This window comes from Sphingomonas sp. CV7422 (genome assembly GCF_027945725.1).
Classification (GTDB): domain Bacteria; phylum Pseudomonadota; class Alphaproteobacteria; order Sphingomonadales; family Sphingomonadaceae; genus Sphingomonas; species Sphingomonas kyungheensis.
In genome coordinates, this window is sequence record NZ_CP115900.1 from 3,200,038 (window position 1) to 3,212,600 (window position 12,563).

General features: G+C 67.5%; 15 protein-coding genes. 6 read left to right on the forward strand and 9 right to left on the reverse strand.

The window, feature by feature from the left end:
- Window positions 1–170 precede the first annotated feature (170 nt).
- The 3 genes from PBN85_RS15195 to PBN85_RS15205 all read left to right on the forward strand — a co-directional run bounded on the left by PBN85_RS15195 (window position 171) and on the right by PBN85_RS15205 (window position 5,734).
- Window positions 171–2,798 (forward strand): EAL domain-containing protein, encoded by a 2,628-nt coding sequence (locus PBN85_RS15195; protein ID WP_271299512.1) that lies wholly within the window; start codon window positions 171–173, stop codon window positions 2,796–2,798.
- Window positions 2,799–3,213: 415 nt separating this feature from the next.
- On the forward strand, window positions 3,214–5,154 hold the full coding sequence (locus PBN85_RS15200) for a ribonucleoside-diphosphate reductase subunit alpha (RefSeq protein WP_271299513.1): 1,941 nt from the start codon (window positions 3,214–3,216) through the stop codon (window positions 5,152–5,154).
- A gap of 187 nt (window positions 5,155–5,341) precedes the next feature.
- Window positions 5,342–5,734: an endonuclease domain-containing protein gene (locus tag PBN85_RS15205; RefSeq protein ID WP_271299514.1), complete on the forward strand. Its 393-nt coding sequence runs from the start codon at window positions 5,342–5,344 to the stop codon at window positions 5,732–5,734.
- A gap of 137 nt (window positions 5,735–5,871) precedes the next feature.
- On the opposite strand, the gene PBN85_RS15210 is transcribed toward PBN85_RS15205, so the two are convergent.
- Window positions 5,872–6,123 (reverse strand): DUF2171 domain-containing protein, encoded by a 252-nt coding sequence (locus PBN85_RS15210; protein WP_037531986.1) that lies wholly within the window; start codon window positions 6,121–6,123, stop codon window positions 5,872–5,874.
- Between the two features lie 86 nt (window positions 6,124–6,209).
- Between PBN85_RS15210 and PBN85_RS15215 the strand changes: the two genes are divergently transcribed.
- Both PBN85_RS15215 and PBN85_RS15220 read left to right on the forward strand, forming a co-directional pair.
- The gene (locus PBN85_RS15215) at window positions 6,210–6,407 is read left to right on the forward strand and encodes a hypothetical protein (RefSeq protein ID WP_037531984.1); all 198 of its coding nucleotides are present in this window, start codon (window positions 6,210–6,212) and stop codon (window positions 6,405–6,407) included.
- A 33-nt stretch (window positions 6,408–6,440) separates the two neighbouring features.
- Window positions 6,441–7,499, forward strand: a complete 1,059-nt coding sequence (locus tag PBN85_RS15220; protein WP_271299515.1) for a ribonucleotide-diphosphate reductase subunit beta — start codon at window positions 6,441–6,443, stop codon at window positions 7,497–7,499.
- 63 nt (window positions 7,500–7,562) lie between these two features.
- Here PBN85_RS15220 and PBN85_RS15225 read toward each other — a convergent pair whose 3' ends face one another.
- The 3 genes from PBN85_RS15225 to PBN85_RS15235 form a co-directional block, all read right to left on the reverse strand.
- Window positions 7,563–7,850, reverse strand: coding sequence for a type II toxin-antitoxin system RelE/ParE family toxin (locus PBN85_RS15225; protein ID WP_271299516.1), 288 nt, complete (start codon window positions 7,848–7,850; stop codon window positions 7,563–7,565).
- Window positions 7,840–8,007: a hypothetical protein gene (locus PBN85_RS15230; RefSeq protein ID WP_271299517.1), complete on the reverse strand. Its 168-nt coding sequence runs from the start codon at window positions 8,005–8,007 to the stop codon at window positions 7,840–7,842. Before PBN85_RS15230 ends, PBN85_RS15225 begins: the two co-directional genes overlap by 11 nt.
- A gap of 153 nt (window positions 8,008–8,160) precedes the next feature.
- Entirely contained in the window at window positions 8,161–8,583 is a 423-nt protein-coding gene (locus PBN85_RS15235) for an ExbD/TolR family protein (RefSeq protein ID WP_037531978.1), read from the reverse strand.
- A gap of 118 nt (window positions 8,584–8,701) precedes the next feature.
- Here PBN85_RS15235 and PBN85_RS15240 point away from each other — a divergent pair, with 118 nt between their 5' ends.
- A complete protein-coding gene (locus tag PBN85_RS15240) occupies window positions 8,702–8,896 on the forward strand; it encodes a hypothetical protein (RefSeq protein WP_037532045.1) in 195 nt (64 codons plus the stop codon).
- A gap of 269 nt (window positions 8,897–9,165) precedes the next feature.
- Here PBN85_RS15240 and PBN85_RS15245 read toward each other — a convergent pair whose 3' ends face one another.
- The 5 genes from PBN85_RS15245 to PBN85_RS15265 form a co-directional block, all read right to left on the reverse strand.
- Window positions 9,166–9,501, reverse strand: coding sequence for an HNH endonuclease (locus PBN85_RS15245; RefSeq protein WP_271299518.1), 336 nt, complete (start codon window positions 9,499–9,501; stop codon window positions 9,166–9,168).
- Between the two features lie 103 nt (window positions 9,502–9,604).
- Window positions 9,605–10,258: an outer membrane protein gene (locus tag PBN85_RS15250; protein ID WP_271299519.1), complete on the reverse strand. Its 654-nt coding sequence runs from the start codon at window positions 10,256–10,258 to the stop codon at window positions 9,605–9,607.
- A 270-nt stretch (window positions 10,259–10,528) separates the two neighbouring features.
- The gene (locus PBN85_RS15255) at window positions 10,529–10,744 is read right to left on the reverse strand and encodes a hypothetical protein (RefSeq protein WP_271299520.1); all 216 of its coding nucleotides are present in this window, start codon (window positions 10,742–10,744) and stop codon (window positions 10,529–10,531) included.
- Window positions 10,745–10,824: 80 nt separating this feature from the next.
- Window positions 10,825–11,163, reverse strand: a complete 339-nt coding sequence (locus tag PBN85_RS15260; RefSeq protein WP_271299521.1) for a DNA primase — start codon at window positions 11,161–11,163, stop codon at window positions 10,825–10,827.
- Window positions 11,164–11,238: 75 nt separating this feature from the next.
- The gene (locus PBN85_RS15265) at window positions 11,239–12,504 is read right to left on the reverse strand and encodes a multidrug effflux MFS transporter (protein WP_271299522.1); all 1,266 of its coding nucleotides are present in this window, start codon (window positions 12,502–12,504) and stop codon (window positions 11,239–11,241) included.
- Between the last annotated feature and the right edge of the window lie 59 nt (window positions 12,505–12,563).

Sequence of the window (12,563 nt, forward strand, 5' to 3'; positions counted from 1 at the left end):
CCCGACCACGAGCCTTGCGGCAACAACCTCCACGGCTCCGCGAGCCAGGAGATTCGCCCGCCGCTGCCATGCGCCGGCGCTGGACCACCCCGCCGCTTTGGATCAATCGGCACCCGGAAGCACATTGAGAAGCAAAGCTTTCTCAACCATCAGCCACTAGCATCGCGGGCATGGACCCTTCCGATAGCGTTCCCGTGCCGATGCTGCGCCTGTTCGGGCTCGGCGGCATGCCGTCCGATGACGAGGCGCTGATGCATGCCGCGCATCTCGGCCATGTCCGCGCGATCTGGCCGCTGGCGCTCGCCGCGCAGGCGGTCGCCGCGGCGATGCTGGTCGGCGCGGCGCTCGCCGGCAACGGCGGCGGCGCGGCGCCGGTCGGGATCATCGTCGCGGCGGCGGTGCTGCTGCTCGCCGGCGGCGTCGTGCAGGCGACGCTCGCCGCGCGGGTGCCGCGGGGCTGGCCGCCGCACGTCCGCACCGGCACGATCGTCGCCGCCGCGGTGCCGGTCGGCGGCGCATCGCTGTGGCTGCTGTGGGGCGCGGCGCAGCTGCCGGCGGGCGCCGTCGCGATCGGCTGCGCGGTCGCGATCAGCGGCGCGATCGGGCTGACGGTGACCGCGGTCTATCCGGTGCGCATCGCCGCGCCGGCCCTCGCCGCCGGCATGGTCGCGCTGCTGCCGATCGCCACCGCCACGGTACTGCCGGCGCTGGTCGCGCTCGCCACGCTCGCCGCGCTGCTCGTCGCGGCGCAGCGTCTCGCCCGGCTCGACGGCGCCGCGGTCGAGCGCCATGTCTCCGCCGCCCGCGAAGGCAGCCATGCGGTCAAGATGATCGCCGAATTCGAGGGCCATGGCACCGGCTGGTTCTGGGAAGCCGATCGTCAGGGCCGCATCACCTATCTGTCCGCCAAGGTCGCGGCACTGCTCGCGCCGCGCTATCGCGATCCGGTCGGCTGCCTGCTCAGCGACGTCTTCCGCATGGACAGCGCCGCGCCGGGCACCGAGCGCACGCTCGCCTTCCATCTCTCCTCGCGCACCTCCTTCGCCGATTACACCGTCTGCGCCGCGGGCGACGATGCGCAGGAGCCGGACCGCTGGTGGTCGATCTCCGGCCGCCCGGTGATCGACGATCTCGGCCGCTTCCAGGGCTTCATCGGCTCGGGCAGCGACCTGACCGAGAAGCGCAAGTCGGATGCGGAGATCCAGCGCCTCGCGCTGTTCGACGGCCTCACCGGCCTCGCCAACCGCCAGCGCATGCGCCAGAGCCTCGACAAGACGCTGCAACCGCAGGGCGGCGTGCTGCGCCCCGCCGCGCTGTTCCTGATGGACCTCGACCGGTTCAAGGCGGTCAACGACACGCTCGGCCATCAGGCGGGCGACGCGCTGCTCAAGCAGGTCGCGCAGCGGCTGCAACGCGGCGTCGGCGCGGTCGGGCTGGTCGGACGATTGGGCGGCGACGAATTCCAGGTGATCCTGCCCGGCGTCGACCGCCGCGATGCGCTGGCGACGCTCGCCAAGGAGCTGATCGCCTCGCTGTCGCAGCCCTATTTCATCGCCGGCGCGACGGTGACGATCGGCTGTTCGATCGGCATCGCGATCGCGCCGCAGCATGGCGACGATGCCGAGGCGCTTGTCCGCAACGCCGATCTCGCGCTCTATGCCGCCAAGGCGGACGGGCGCGGCGTCCACCGTTTCTATTCGGAAGAGATGCTGTCGGGCGCGCGCAGCCGCAAGGCGCTCGAGGACGATATGCGCGCCGCGCTCGCCGACGGCGGCTTCCAACTTCATTATCAGCCGGTGGTGTCGACAGCCGCCGAGCAGATCACCGGATACGAGGCGCTGCTGCGCTGGCAGCATCCGGTGCGCGGCAATATCTCGCCCGCCGATTTCATCCCGGTGGCGGAGGAATGCGGGCTGATCGAGGCGCTCGGCGAATGGGTGTTGCGCACCGCCTGCAACGCGGCGGCGCAGTGGCCGCGCGACGTGCGCGTCGCGGTCAACGTCTCGCCGATCCAGTTCGCCAATCCCGCCTTCCCGGTGATCGTCACCTCGGCGCTGGCGCGCAGCGGCCTGCCCGCGCACCGGCTCGAGCTGGAGATCACCGAAGGCGTGTTCCTCGACGAATCGGGGTCGACCGATGCGATGTTCAAGGCGCTCAAGGGCATCGGCGTGCGCCTCGCGCTCGACGATTTCGGCACCGGCTATTCCAGCCTCGGCTATCTGCGCACCGCGCCGTTCGACAAGATCAAGATCGACCAGAGCTTCGTCCGCGGCGCGGCGCAGCCCGGCAACCGCAATGCCGCGATCATCCGCGCGATCGTCACGCTCGCCGACACGCTCGGCATGGAGACGACCGCGGAAGGCGTCGAGATCCAGGACGAGATCGAGCTGATCCGCTCGCTCGGCTGCAGCCATATCCAGGGCTATGTCTACGGCCGCGGCATCGCCGATGCCGATGTCGTCGTCCAGCTCGGCGGCAGCGCGCAGGCCGCGCCGGTCGGCCACAAGGTCAGCCGCGCACCGCGCACCAAGATGCTGCGCTCGGCCCGGCTCGCGCTCGGCGGGCGCGAGGGCGACGTGCGGATCCGCAACATCTCGGCGAGCGGCGCGATGATCGACGGCGTCGCGATGGAGAATGCGGTCGGGCTCGACGTGCTGATCGAGCTCGCCGAGGAACTGATCGTCGCCGGTCGCATCGCCTGGGCGCAGGACGGCAAGGCCGGGCTGCAATTCGCCGAGGGGATCAACCTCGACCGCCTGCAAGCCACCCCGCCCCGCCACCACCGCCGCGCGGTGTGAGCGCCGCGGCTCGGCGCGCCGCGTCGCCGCCAAAACCGACATGACTCCAACCAGATTCGCCCGGTTAAAAATTTTCACGAGGCGATCTTTCCCTTGCGATTTCCGTAACCCGCAAAAGTCCGCGCGTCGCGGCGCGTTCGCTGCTAGGGCGATCCGGCGCGGCGGCGGAACCGCCGGCCTCCCACCGCATTACCCTCTTGCTTGCCGTTGCGGTTTGCCACAACGTGTAGCGGTCAAGTTCGGGGGACGACCCAACTACTGGTAGAGAACACTGGCGACACCCATATCGGGTAGCGCCAAGGGACTGGTCGCGTCAGCGCGATGTGCTCTTTTTGTTCTCCTCTTGGGGCGTCTTGGTGGTAGCATCCAATTGCGCCGCCGATTCGAACACTTAGAGAACGAAGGACCGGGTGCGATGGATTTCAGGGATACGCAGGGTGAGGCCATGACCAGCGACACGATCGAAGCGCCCGTCCGCGATGCGGACGCCAGTGACACGACCACCACCGCCGCCCCCGCGGCCGAGACCGGCACCGGCAGCCGGACGGTGCGCGCGCGCCCCTATCCGGTCGAGGTCGACCATAGCCGCGACGCGCTGCTGACCGATTTCGGCAAGGAGACGCTCAACGACCGCTATCTGCTGCCGGGTGAGGGCTATCAGGACCTGTTCGTCCGCGTCGCCTCGGCCTATGCCGACGACGCCGGCCATGCGCAGCGGCTGTACGACTACATCTCAAAACTGTGGTTCATGCCGGCGACGCCGGTGCTGTCGAACGGCGGCACCGGGCGCGGCCTGCCGATCAGCTGCTATCTCAATTCGGTGCCCGACAGCCTCAACGGCATCGTCGACACCTGGAACGAGAATGTCTGGCTCGCCAGCCGTGGCGGCGGCATCGGCACCTATTGGGGCAACGTCCGCGGCATCGGCGAACCGGTCGGCCTCAACGGCAAGACCAGCGGCATCATCCCCTTCGTCCGCGTGATGGATTCGCTGACCCTCGCGATCAGCCAGGGCTCGCTGCGCCGCGGCTCGGCCGCCTGCTATCTCGACATCAGCCACCCGGAGATCGAGGAGTTCCTCGAGATCCGCAAGCCGAGCGGCGACTTCAACCGCAAGGCGCTCAACCTCCACCACGGCGTGCTGCTCACCGATGCCTTCATGGAGGCGGTGCGCGACGGCGCCGAATGGAACCTGCTCAGCCCCAAGGACCAGACCGTCCGCGCCACCGTCGACGCGCGCTCGCTGTTCCAGAAGCTGGTCGAGACCCGCCTGCAGACCGGCGAGCCGTACATCGTCTTCGCTGATCACGTGAACCGCACGATGCCCAAGCATCACCGCGAGCTCGGCCTCAAGGTGTCGACCTCCAACCTCTGCTCCGAGATCACGCTGCCGACCGGCAAGGACCATCTCGGCAACGACCGGACCGCGGTCTGCTGCCTGTCGTCGCTCAACCTCGAGACGTGGGACCAGTGGAAGGACGACAAGGTCTTCATCGAGGACGTGATGCGCTTCCTCGACAACGTGCTGCAGGATTACATCGACCGCCACGAGCCGGGCATGGAGCGCGCCGCCTATTCGGCCGGCCGCGAACGGTCGGTCGGGCTCGGCGTGATGGGCTTCCACTCCTTCCTCCAGGCGCGCGGCCTGCCGTTCGAAGGGGCAATGGCGAAGAGCTGGAACCTGCGCATCTTCAAGCACATCAACGCGCAGGTGAACGAAGCGTCGATGCAGCTCGCGATCGAGCGCGGCCCCTGCCCCGACGCCGCCGACGTCGGCGTGATGGAGCGGTTCAGCTGCAAGATGGCGATCGCGCCGACCGCGTCGATCAGCATCATCTGCGGCGGCACCTCGGCCTGCATCGAGCCGATCCCCGCCAATATCTACACGCACAAGACGCTGTCGGGCAGCTTCTCGGTCAAGAACCCCTATCTCGAAAAGCTGCTCATCGAGAAGTCGAAGAACAGCGAGGCGGTGTGGAACTCGATTCTCGAACACGGCGGCTCGGTCCAGCATCTCGACTTCCTCAGCCAGGACGAGAAGGACTGCTACAAGACCAGCTTCGAGATCGACCAGCGCTGGCTGCTCGAACTTGCCGGCGATCGCACGCCGTACATCGACCAGGCGCAGTCGCTTAACCTGTTCATCCCGGCGGACGTCGAGAAGTGGGATCTGCTGATGCTCCACTTCCGCGCCTGGGAGCTGGGCATCAAGTCGCTCTACTATCTGCGCTCCAAGTCGGTGCAGCGGGCCGGCTTCGCCGGCAGCGGCGGTGTCGAGGCGGACAATACCATCGCCGCACCGACCTTCGAGATCGGCGAGACGACCGATTATGATGAATGTCTGGCGTGCCAGTGAGGTGACGAGGTTGGCGCTCTTCGACTAGCGCGACCACAGGCGGGTATATCGCATGACGCTTCCCCCTCACCCTTCCGCGCCTTCGGCGCTCCCTCCCTCTCCCACAAGGGGAGAGGGAACGGAGGCCCAAGCTCCCTCTCCCCTTGTGGGAGAGGGAAGGGGCCCGCGGCCGCAGGCCGTGGGAAGGGTGAGGGGGAATGCACAAGGCCCGACCAAACGCCAGCAACTCCCTGCCCTCACCGTCACCCGATCACGCAAGCTCCGCAAGGAGATGGGCGAACCGGAGTTGCGGCTATGGCAGGCCCTGCGCGAAACCTTCCCGAACCTGCGCTTCCGCCGCCAAGTCCCTTTCGGCCCCTATCACGCCGACTTCACCGCTCATGCCGCGCGCCTGATCATCGAAGTCGACGGTGACGAGCACGCCCTCAAGATCAAGCAAGACGCCGCCCGTACCCGCTTCCTCCAGACCGAAGGCTACCACGTGATCCGCTTCACCAATGCCGATGTTATGGAAGCCATCGACGGCGTCGTGCAGACGATCGCGGCGATCGTCGCGGACATGAAAAAGGGCCGCCCGTAATGGACGGCCCCCTCGCCCTCCCACGGCCTGCGGCCGCGGGTCCCTCCGGCATCGGGTCGGCCACGCTCCCAGCGTGGCCTAGACAGCGCGGCGCGCTGTCTACCCGATGCTCCCACAAGGGGAGAGGGACGGACGGATCACTCCGCCTCTTCGAACATGTCGACGGCGTTGGCGGCGGTCGCCGACAGGCGCACCGTATCGCCTTCGATCTCGGCGACGAGGCCGGCCGGCAGGTAGTGGTGCTTGCCGCCCTGCCCGTCCTCGGTGCTCGGCGAATCGTTCTTGGTGAGCTTGATCCGCTCGCCCTCGACGTGATCGACGGTGCCGACATGGACGCCGTCGGCGCCGATGACCGTCATATGCTCCTTGATGTTGCTGTGATCGTGCATGACATTGCTCCTGCAAGGGGTTCGGCGGTCCAACGAGCCGATGCCGATTTGGATGCATCGCACCGCACGGGCCGGAGCCTGCCCTGATGCCGCTCGAAAGCCTCATCATGTTCGCGGTCGCCGCGGTGTTCGGCCTCGCCGGCGCGTGGATGCTGTTCGAACTGCGCCGCCCGCAGGGGCCGGCGCGGGTCTATGTCTACCGGATGGCGGGGATCATGGCGGTCAGCCTCGCCGTCGTCCTCGCCTTTTCGGCGCATGCGATGTGGCAATGGGCCACGCCATGAGCCCCCCTTTCCCCCATTTTCCGGAGTAACCCCATGTCCCTTCTCGAAGCCCGCAAGCAGTACAAGCCGTTCGAATACCCCTGGGCGTTCGAATTCTGGAAGCGTCAGCAGCAGCTCCACTGGCTGCCCGAAGAGGTGCCGCTCGGCGAGGATTGCCGCGACTGGGCGCAGAAGCTGACCGATCACGAGCGCAACCTGCTCACCCAGATCTTCCGCTTCTTCACCCAGGCGGACGTCGAGGTGCAGGATTGCTATCACGAGAAATACGGCCGCGTGTTCAAGCCGACCGAGGTCAAGATGATGCTGACCGCGTTCAGCAATATGGAGACGGTGCATATCGCCGCCTACAGCCATCTGCTCGACACGATCGGCATGCCCGAGAGCGAGTACGGCGCCTTCCTCGAATATGCCGAGATGAAGGAGAAGCATGATTACATGCAGAACTTCGGCGTCGACAGCGACGAGGACATCGCCCGCACGCTCGCCATGTTCGGCGGCTTCACCGAAGGCGTGCAGCTGTTCGCCAGCTTCGCGATGCTGATGAACTTCCCGCGCTTCAACAAGATGAAGGGCATGGGGCAGATCGTCACCTGGTCGATCCGCGATGAATCGCTGCATTGCGAGGGCATCATCAAGATGTTCCACACCTTCTGCGCCGAGCGCCAGTGCCTGACCAAGGCGGTGAAGGACGATATCGCCGACGTCTGTCAGACGACGATCCGGCTCGAGGACAATTTCATCGACCTCGCGTTCGAGATGGGCCCGGTCAACGGCATGACGCCCAAGGAGATCAAGAAGTACATCCGCTACATCGCCGACTGGCGGATGGGGCAGCTCGGCCTCAAGCCGATCTACATGATCGACGAACACCCGCTGCCGTGGCTCGCGCCGATGCTCAACGGCGTGGAGCATGCCAATTTCTTCGAACAGCGCGCGACCGAATATTCCAAGGCCGCAACCAAGGGCCAGTGGAACGACGTCTGGGATTCGTTCGACAAGCGCCAGAAGGCCAAGCTCGGCCGCCCGGCGAACGAGGATGCGGGCGAGGCGAGCGGCGATATGTTCGCGCAGGCTGGCGTCGCGGCGGAGTAAGGCCGTCACGATGTGGTGGATCGGACACTGGTCCACCACATCAACCATGCCGGCGCGGCCGTGCTACGGTGCCAAAGGATAGCGCCGCCGCGTGTGCAGGATCGTCAGCACGTCGACCTCGCTCTCAGATGCCAGCGCATAGACGATCAGATACGGCAATCCGACGACCGAGAACTCCCGCGTCCCGGCCACTTGGCCGACCCGCCCGAGCAACGGAAACGACCCGAACATCATCGCTGTCTGGATAACGCGGCTGACCGTGCGGTCGGCCGCGGACTCGTTATGCTCGCTGATCCAGTCGCGGATGGCGATCAGATCGTCCCGCGCCTGCGGCGTGAACCTAACGTTCAAGCGTCAGATCACGCCATATCTGGTCGACCGGGATCATCGCCGCGCGGTCACGCGACTGCGCGAGACCGCGTTCGATCTTCGCCCGCTTCCATGCCGCATAGCCCGGCTCGGCCGGTGTCTCGCTCACGGCGTCGTCATGGTTCGGGTGAGTCGCCATGGGTGGGAAGATACGCCGGCGCGTCGATCAGGCAAGAGCAGCACCCTTCCGGCAAAGGGAAACCGGCAATCCGTACTGGCGAGCGGCGGATGTCGACCGGCCGTGCCTACCCATCCTCCACGACAAGAGAATGGGCACGCGACAGACCGCACCTCACTCCACCAACGCCTCATTCCCCGCAAACCCCAGCCGCGTGATCCCCGCCCGCTTCACCTCGGCCAGCACCTGATCGAAGCGGTCGTAGCGCGCGTCCGGATCGGTCCTCATCACCAGCAGCGCCGCCCGATCCGCGTCGAGCGCCTTGAACCGCGCGGGCATCGCCGCATCGCTCAGCGCGGCACCGTCCAGCGTCACCGTACCGTCGCGCGCCAGCACCAGCGGATGCGTCACCGTCTCGCTCGGCGGCGCATAGCCCTGCGGCAGGTCGATCGGCACCTTGTGGAGCACGGTTGGCAGCGTCAGGATCATCATCACCAGCAGCACCAGCATGACGTCGATCAGCGGCGTGATGTTGAGGTCGGACAACGGCTGGTCGAAAGCCGGTGCGGCGGGAGCAAAGGCACGCTTGCGTGGCATCGATGGTCTCCTCGTGATGTGACATCATGTCATCACGATTGCCGAGCGTCGTCAAGCCCGCCGCGCTTAACCCTGTTGCGCAACCCGGCGGCAAGGCCGCGCCGCTATTGCGATGCTCATGCTCCCCTCCCCCCGCATCTTCCGCAGCCGCTGGGCGGCGCTGCTCTGGGCGGGCGGGATCATCTGGGCGGCGGTCGACTATGCCGGCTCGGCGCCGGACCATCAGGGCAACGACAGCGCCGTCACCGACGCGGCGGGCGATCCCGCCAATGCCGCCGACCTCCAGGCGGTCGCCAATCTGATCGGCGAGTGAGTCGCGCCCGCCCGGTCGCGCCGGCCTCGCCGACCCTGCCGCCAAGTCACGGAACGGGCACCCTCTTCCGACCACTAGCAACAACCTCTGTCCTACACGCCCGAACCTACGCTAGCCTGCGCAAACCGGCTCCCATGCCGGCGGCGGCTCTTTCTCAATCGCTCAGGATTCGAAACGATGGCAGGGAATCGTTTCCGTTAAGGTGTCCATCTTGTCCATGTTCGGCGTCCAACCGCCTGACATGCCACGACAGGCCTATTTCGGCCCGCTCAGCGCCCGCGCCGCGTCGGGGCGTGGAAGTCGGCGGGCTTGTCGGCGATCCAGCGGGCGAAGCGCGCGATCCCCGGATGCGCGGCGAGCGCGGCGGGATCGGCATAGGTCCGCGCCAGCTCGGCATTGGGGATCAGCGCATGCACGGTGCGGTGGCAGATCGGATGGACCGCGGCGGTGACGCGGCCGCCTTCGGACTTGGGGACGAGATGGTGCCATTCCACCTTGGCCCCGAGCGGCCGGCCGCAGATCGGGCACGGCGGCGGCGGCGTCTCGCGCGCGGCGCGTGCCGCCGCCTCCGCCAGCCCTGCCTTGCGCTTCACCCGTCCGACCATGGCCTTGATATAGGGTCCGAACCGTCGACGACGAGGCGGCGGATACGAAAAGGGCGGGCCTGCCGTAGCAGACCCGCCCCCGTCTCACTCGTGTGCGTTGCGCTTAGAAGTGCGCGACGACACCCGCCATCGGGCGGAAGCTGTGCGCGTCGTCGAAGGTCGAAACCTCCATACGCAGGCGCAGGCCCGAATTGCCGGTCAGGCCACCGAGACCGATGTCCTTCGGGCCGACCTCGGCGCCGATGCCATAGACGGTCGCGTGATAGTCGCGGTTCAGGTCGCCGACGACGCCCGGCGCGAAATTGTGGAAGTTGTTCCAGCGATAGCCGACCTTGCCGTAGAACAGGCCGCTGTCACCGGCGCGGAAGCCCGCGCGGCCATAGGCGCCATACTGCCAGTCGATGTCACCCGACACGCCCTTGGCGACCGCACCTTCGGCGCCGACGAACACCGGGCCGAGCGGCACGTTGAAGCCGACGATGCCCTCGATCAGCGCGCCGTCGAGGTTATAGCCCTTGGGCTGCGCGGGAATGCCGGCGACGGTCTGGCGGTCGAACTGCTCCCAGCCGCCCATCACAGCGACATACGGCTCGATGCCGAAGGCGCGCGTGCCGTCCGGAGCCTTGGGCGCGGTGTCGACCTGCGCGTCGGTGGCGACGGTGGTGTCGGTCGTGCCGGTGGTCGACATGTCCTGCGCGAAGGCGGGGACGGCGACGGACGCTGCCGCAACGGCGGCCGCGAGGGCGAGCTTACGCATATGTGATTACCTTTATTGCCTCAACTCGGGCGACGACACCGCAGCGTCGATCAGCCCAGGTCCGTTCAAACCGCGCTTTCGGACCTTTGTTGCAATGCGAAGTCGCTTTTCCCGGGAACGTTCCGCGATGTGGCTTTCCGATCACACTTCCTTGCCAAGCGATGAACGAAATCCGCCCAAATCGTGGCGCGACCGTGGCAAAACACTGCGGCCGAGCGGCCACAGCGGCGTGCCTCAGGGACGCACAGGGGAAAGGGCAAGGATGCTGCACTAGCGTTGCGCGGCACGAACCTCGGGTCGGGAGGGCGCTCCGGCGGCGGTGGGCAGGCGCGGTCTATGGCCTGACGCGGCGGCATAATTGTCGATGTCCGACTGGCCGCGGGAGGCGGCGGCCGCGACATCGACCGTACGCGTCGATCGCTGGGCGGCACGGTCCGAACAGGCGGCGAGCAGCGCGCACGCCAGAAGGAAGAGCAGGATACGCATCACTCGTCCGATGGTCTGCCGCCCGGCCCCGCACCGCCGCCTACCCGCGGCGGCGCAAGGCCGGGTGGATCATCTCAGGCTCAGGGCCGCAGCGCGACGTCGTCGGCGTCGCTGGCGTCCTCGGACGTCGTATCGCTGTCGAAATCGTCCTGGGCGTCATCCTCGTCGATGTCCGCCTCGTCCATCGTCACAGTCGGGTCGCTCTCGCCGACCTCCTGCGAATCCATGTCGAGCTCGTCGATCGATTCCTCTTCCTCGTCGTCGTCGCCGATGTCGGGGTTGAGGTCGGTCAGCACCAGCCCGTCGCTGGGGCCGTTGCGCGTCGCCTCGAGGATCTCGGCGCGCTGGCTCTCGTCATAGCCTTCCTCGTCATAGCCGTCGTCGCCCGACCCGTGGCTCGTGACCTGATGTCCGCCCATCACAACCTCCTCGTGTTACCGGGTGCGAACGGCGGGGCGCGCGCCCGGTTCCGTCCACACCGCCGGACGCAAGGATCAGACGGGGCGGAACAATCGCCCGCGCTCGGTCGCCGCGACGATGCCGAGCGAGACGAGACCGCAGATCAGGAAGCCCCCGGCGAGCGGCGCGGTGGTGCCGTCGAACGCCTGGCCGATCACCACGCCGATCACCGCGCCGAGGGTGATGCTGGCAAAGCCCTGCACGCTGGACGCGGTGCCGGCGATGGCACCCATATTCTCCATCGCCATCGACGAGAAATTGGAGGTGGCGAGGCCGAAACAGCCCATCGTCAGCGCCTGGAGGATGACGAAGCCGACCAGCGTCTCATAGCCCAGCACGGCGAGGGCGAGGTGGATCGCGCTCAGCACCACCAGCAGCGCCAGCGCGCTGTGGCTGATCAGCCGCGTGCCGAGCCGCATCACCAGCCGCGCGTTGGTCAGGTTCGCCGCCGCCATCAGCGTCGCCGTCACCGCGAACATCACCGCGAGCAGCCGCGGCTGCCGGAAGGTGTCGAACATGATCTGCTGGACGGAATTGAGATAGCCGTAGAGCGCGCCGAGCAGCGCGGTCGAGGCGAGCGCATAGCCGAGCGACATCCGGTCGCCGAGCGTCTGCCGCCATCCCGCGGCGACGCGGCCCAGCGACAGCGGCAGTTGTGCCTCGACCCGCAGCGTCTCGGGCATGCGCAGGAAGAACCAGGTCCAGATCAGGGCGCTGAGCCCCGCCACCGTCCAGAAGATGCCGCGCCAATTGGCGAACAGCAGCACCGTCTGGCCGAAGGCGGGGGCGAGCACGGGAACGATCATGAACACCATGAACGCGATCGACATCACCCGCGCCATCGGCCGGCCGTGATAGCAGTCGCGCACCATCGCCACCGTCGCGACGCGCGTCGCCGCGACCATCGCGCCGCCGAACACGCGCGCGGCGAGCAGCAGCGGGAAGCTCGCCGCCATCGCGCAGGCGATATTGGCGAGGACATAACCGCCGATCGCGGCGAGCAGCACCGTCCGCCGCCCGTAACGGTCGGCGAGCGGCCCATGTGCGATCTGCGCGATGCCGAAACCGAAGACGAAGGCGGTGACGATGAACTGGCGCTGGTTCTCGGTCCCGATGCCGAGCGTGACGCCGATCGCCGGCAGCGCGGGCAGCATCGAATCGATGCCGAGCGCGGCGAGCGACATCAGCGCCGCGACCAGCGCGACGAATTCGGCGAAACCGATCGGCGCGCCGGCGGGCTCCACCGCCGCGGCGGGGGCACCGGCGGTCGCCGGCGCGGGAGTGTGCGAGGAGCGGGTCACGGGGCGCCCTCCTACCGGGAAGCGATCGGCTCCGGAACCCTTGATCGCATGCGCCTACC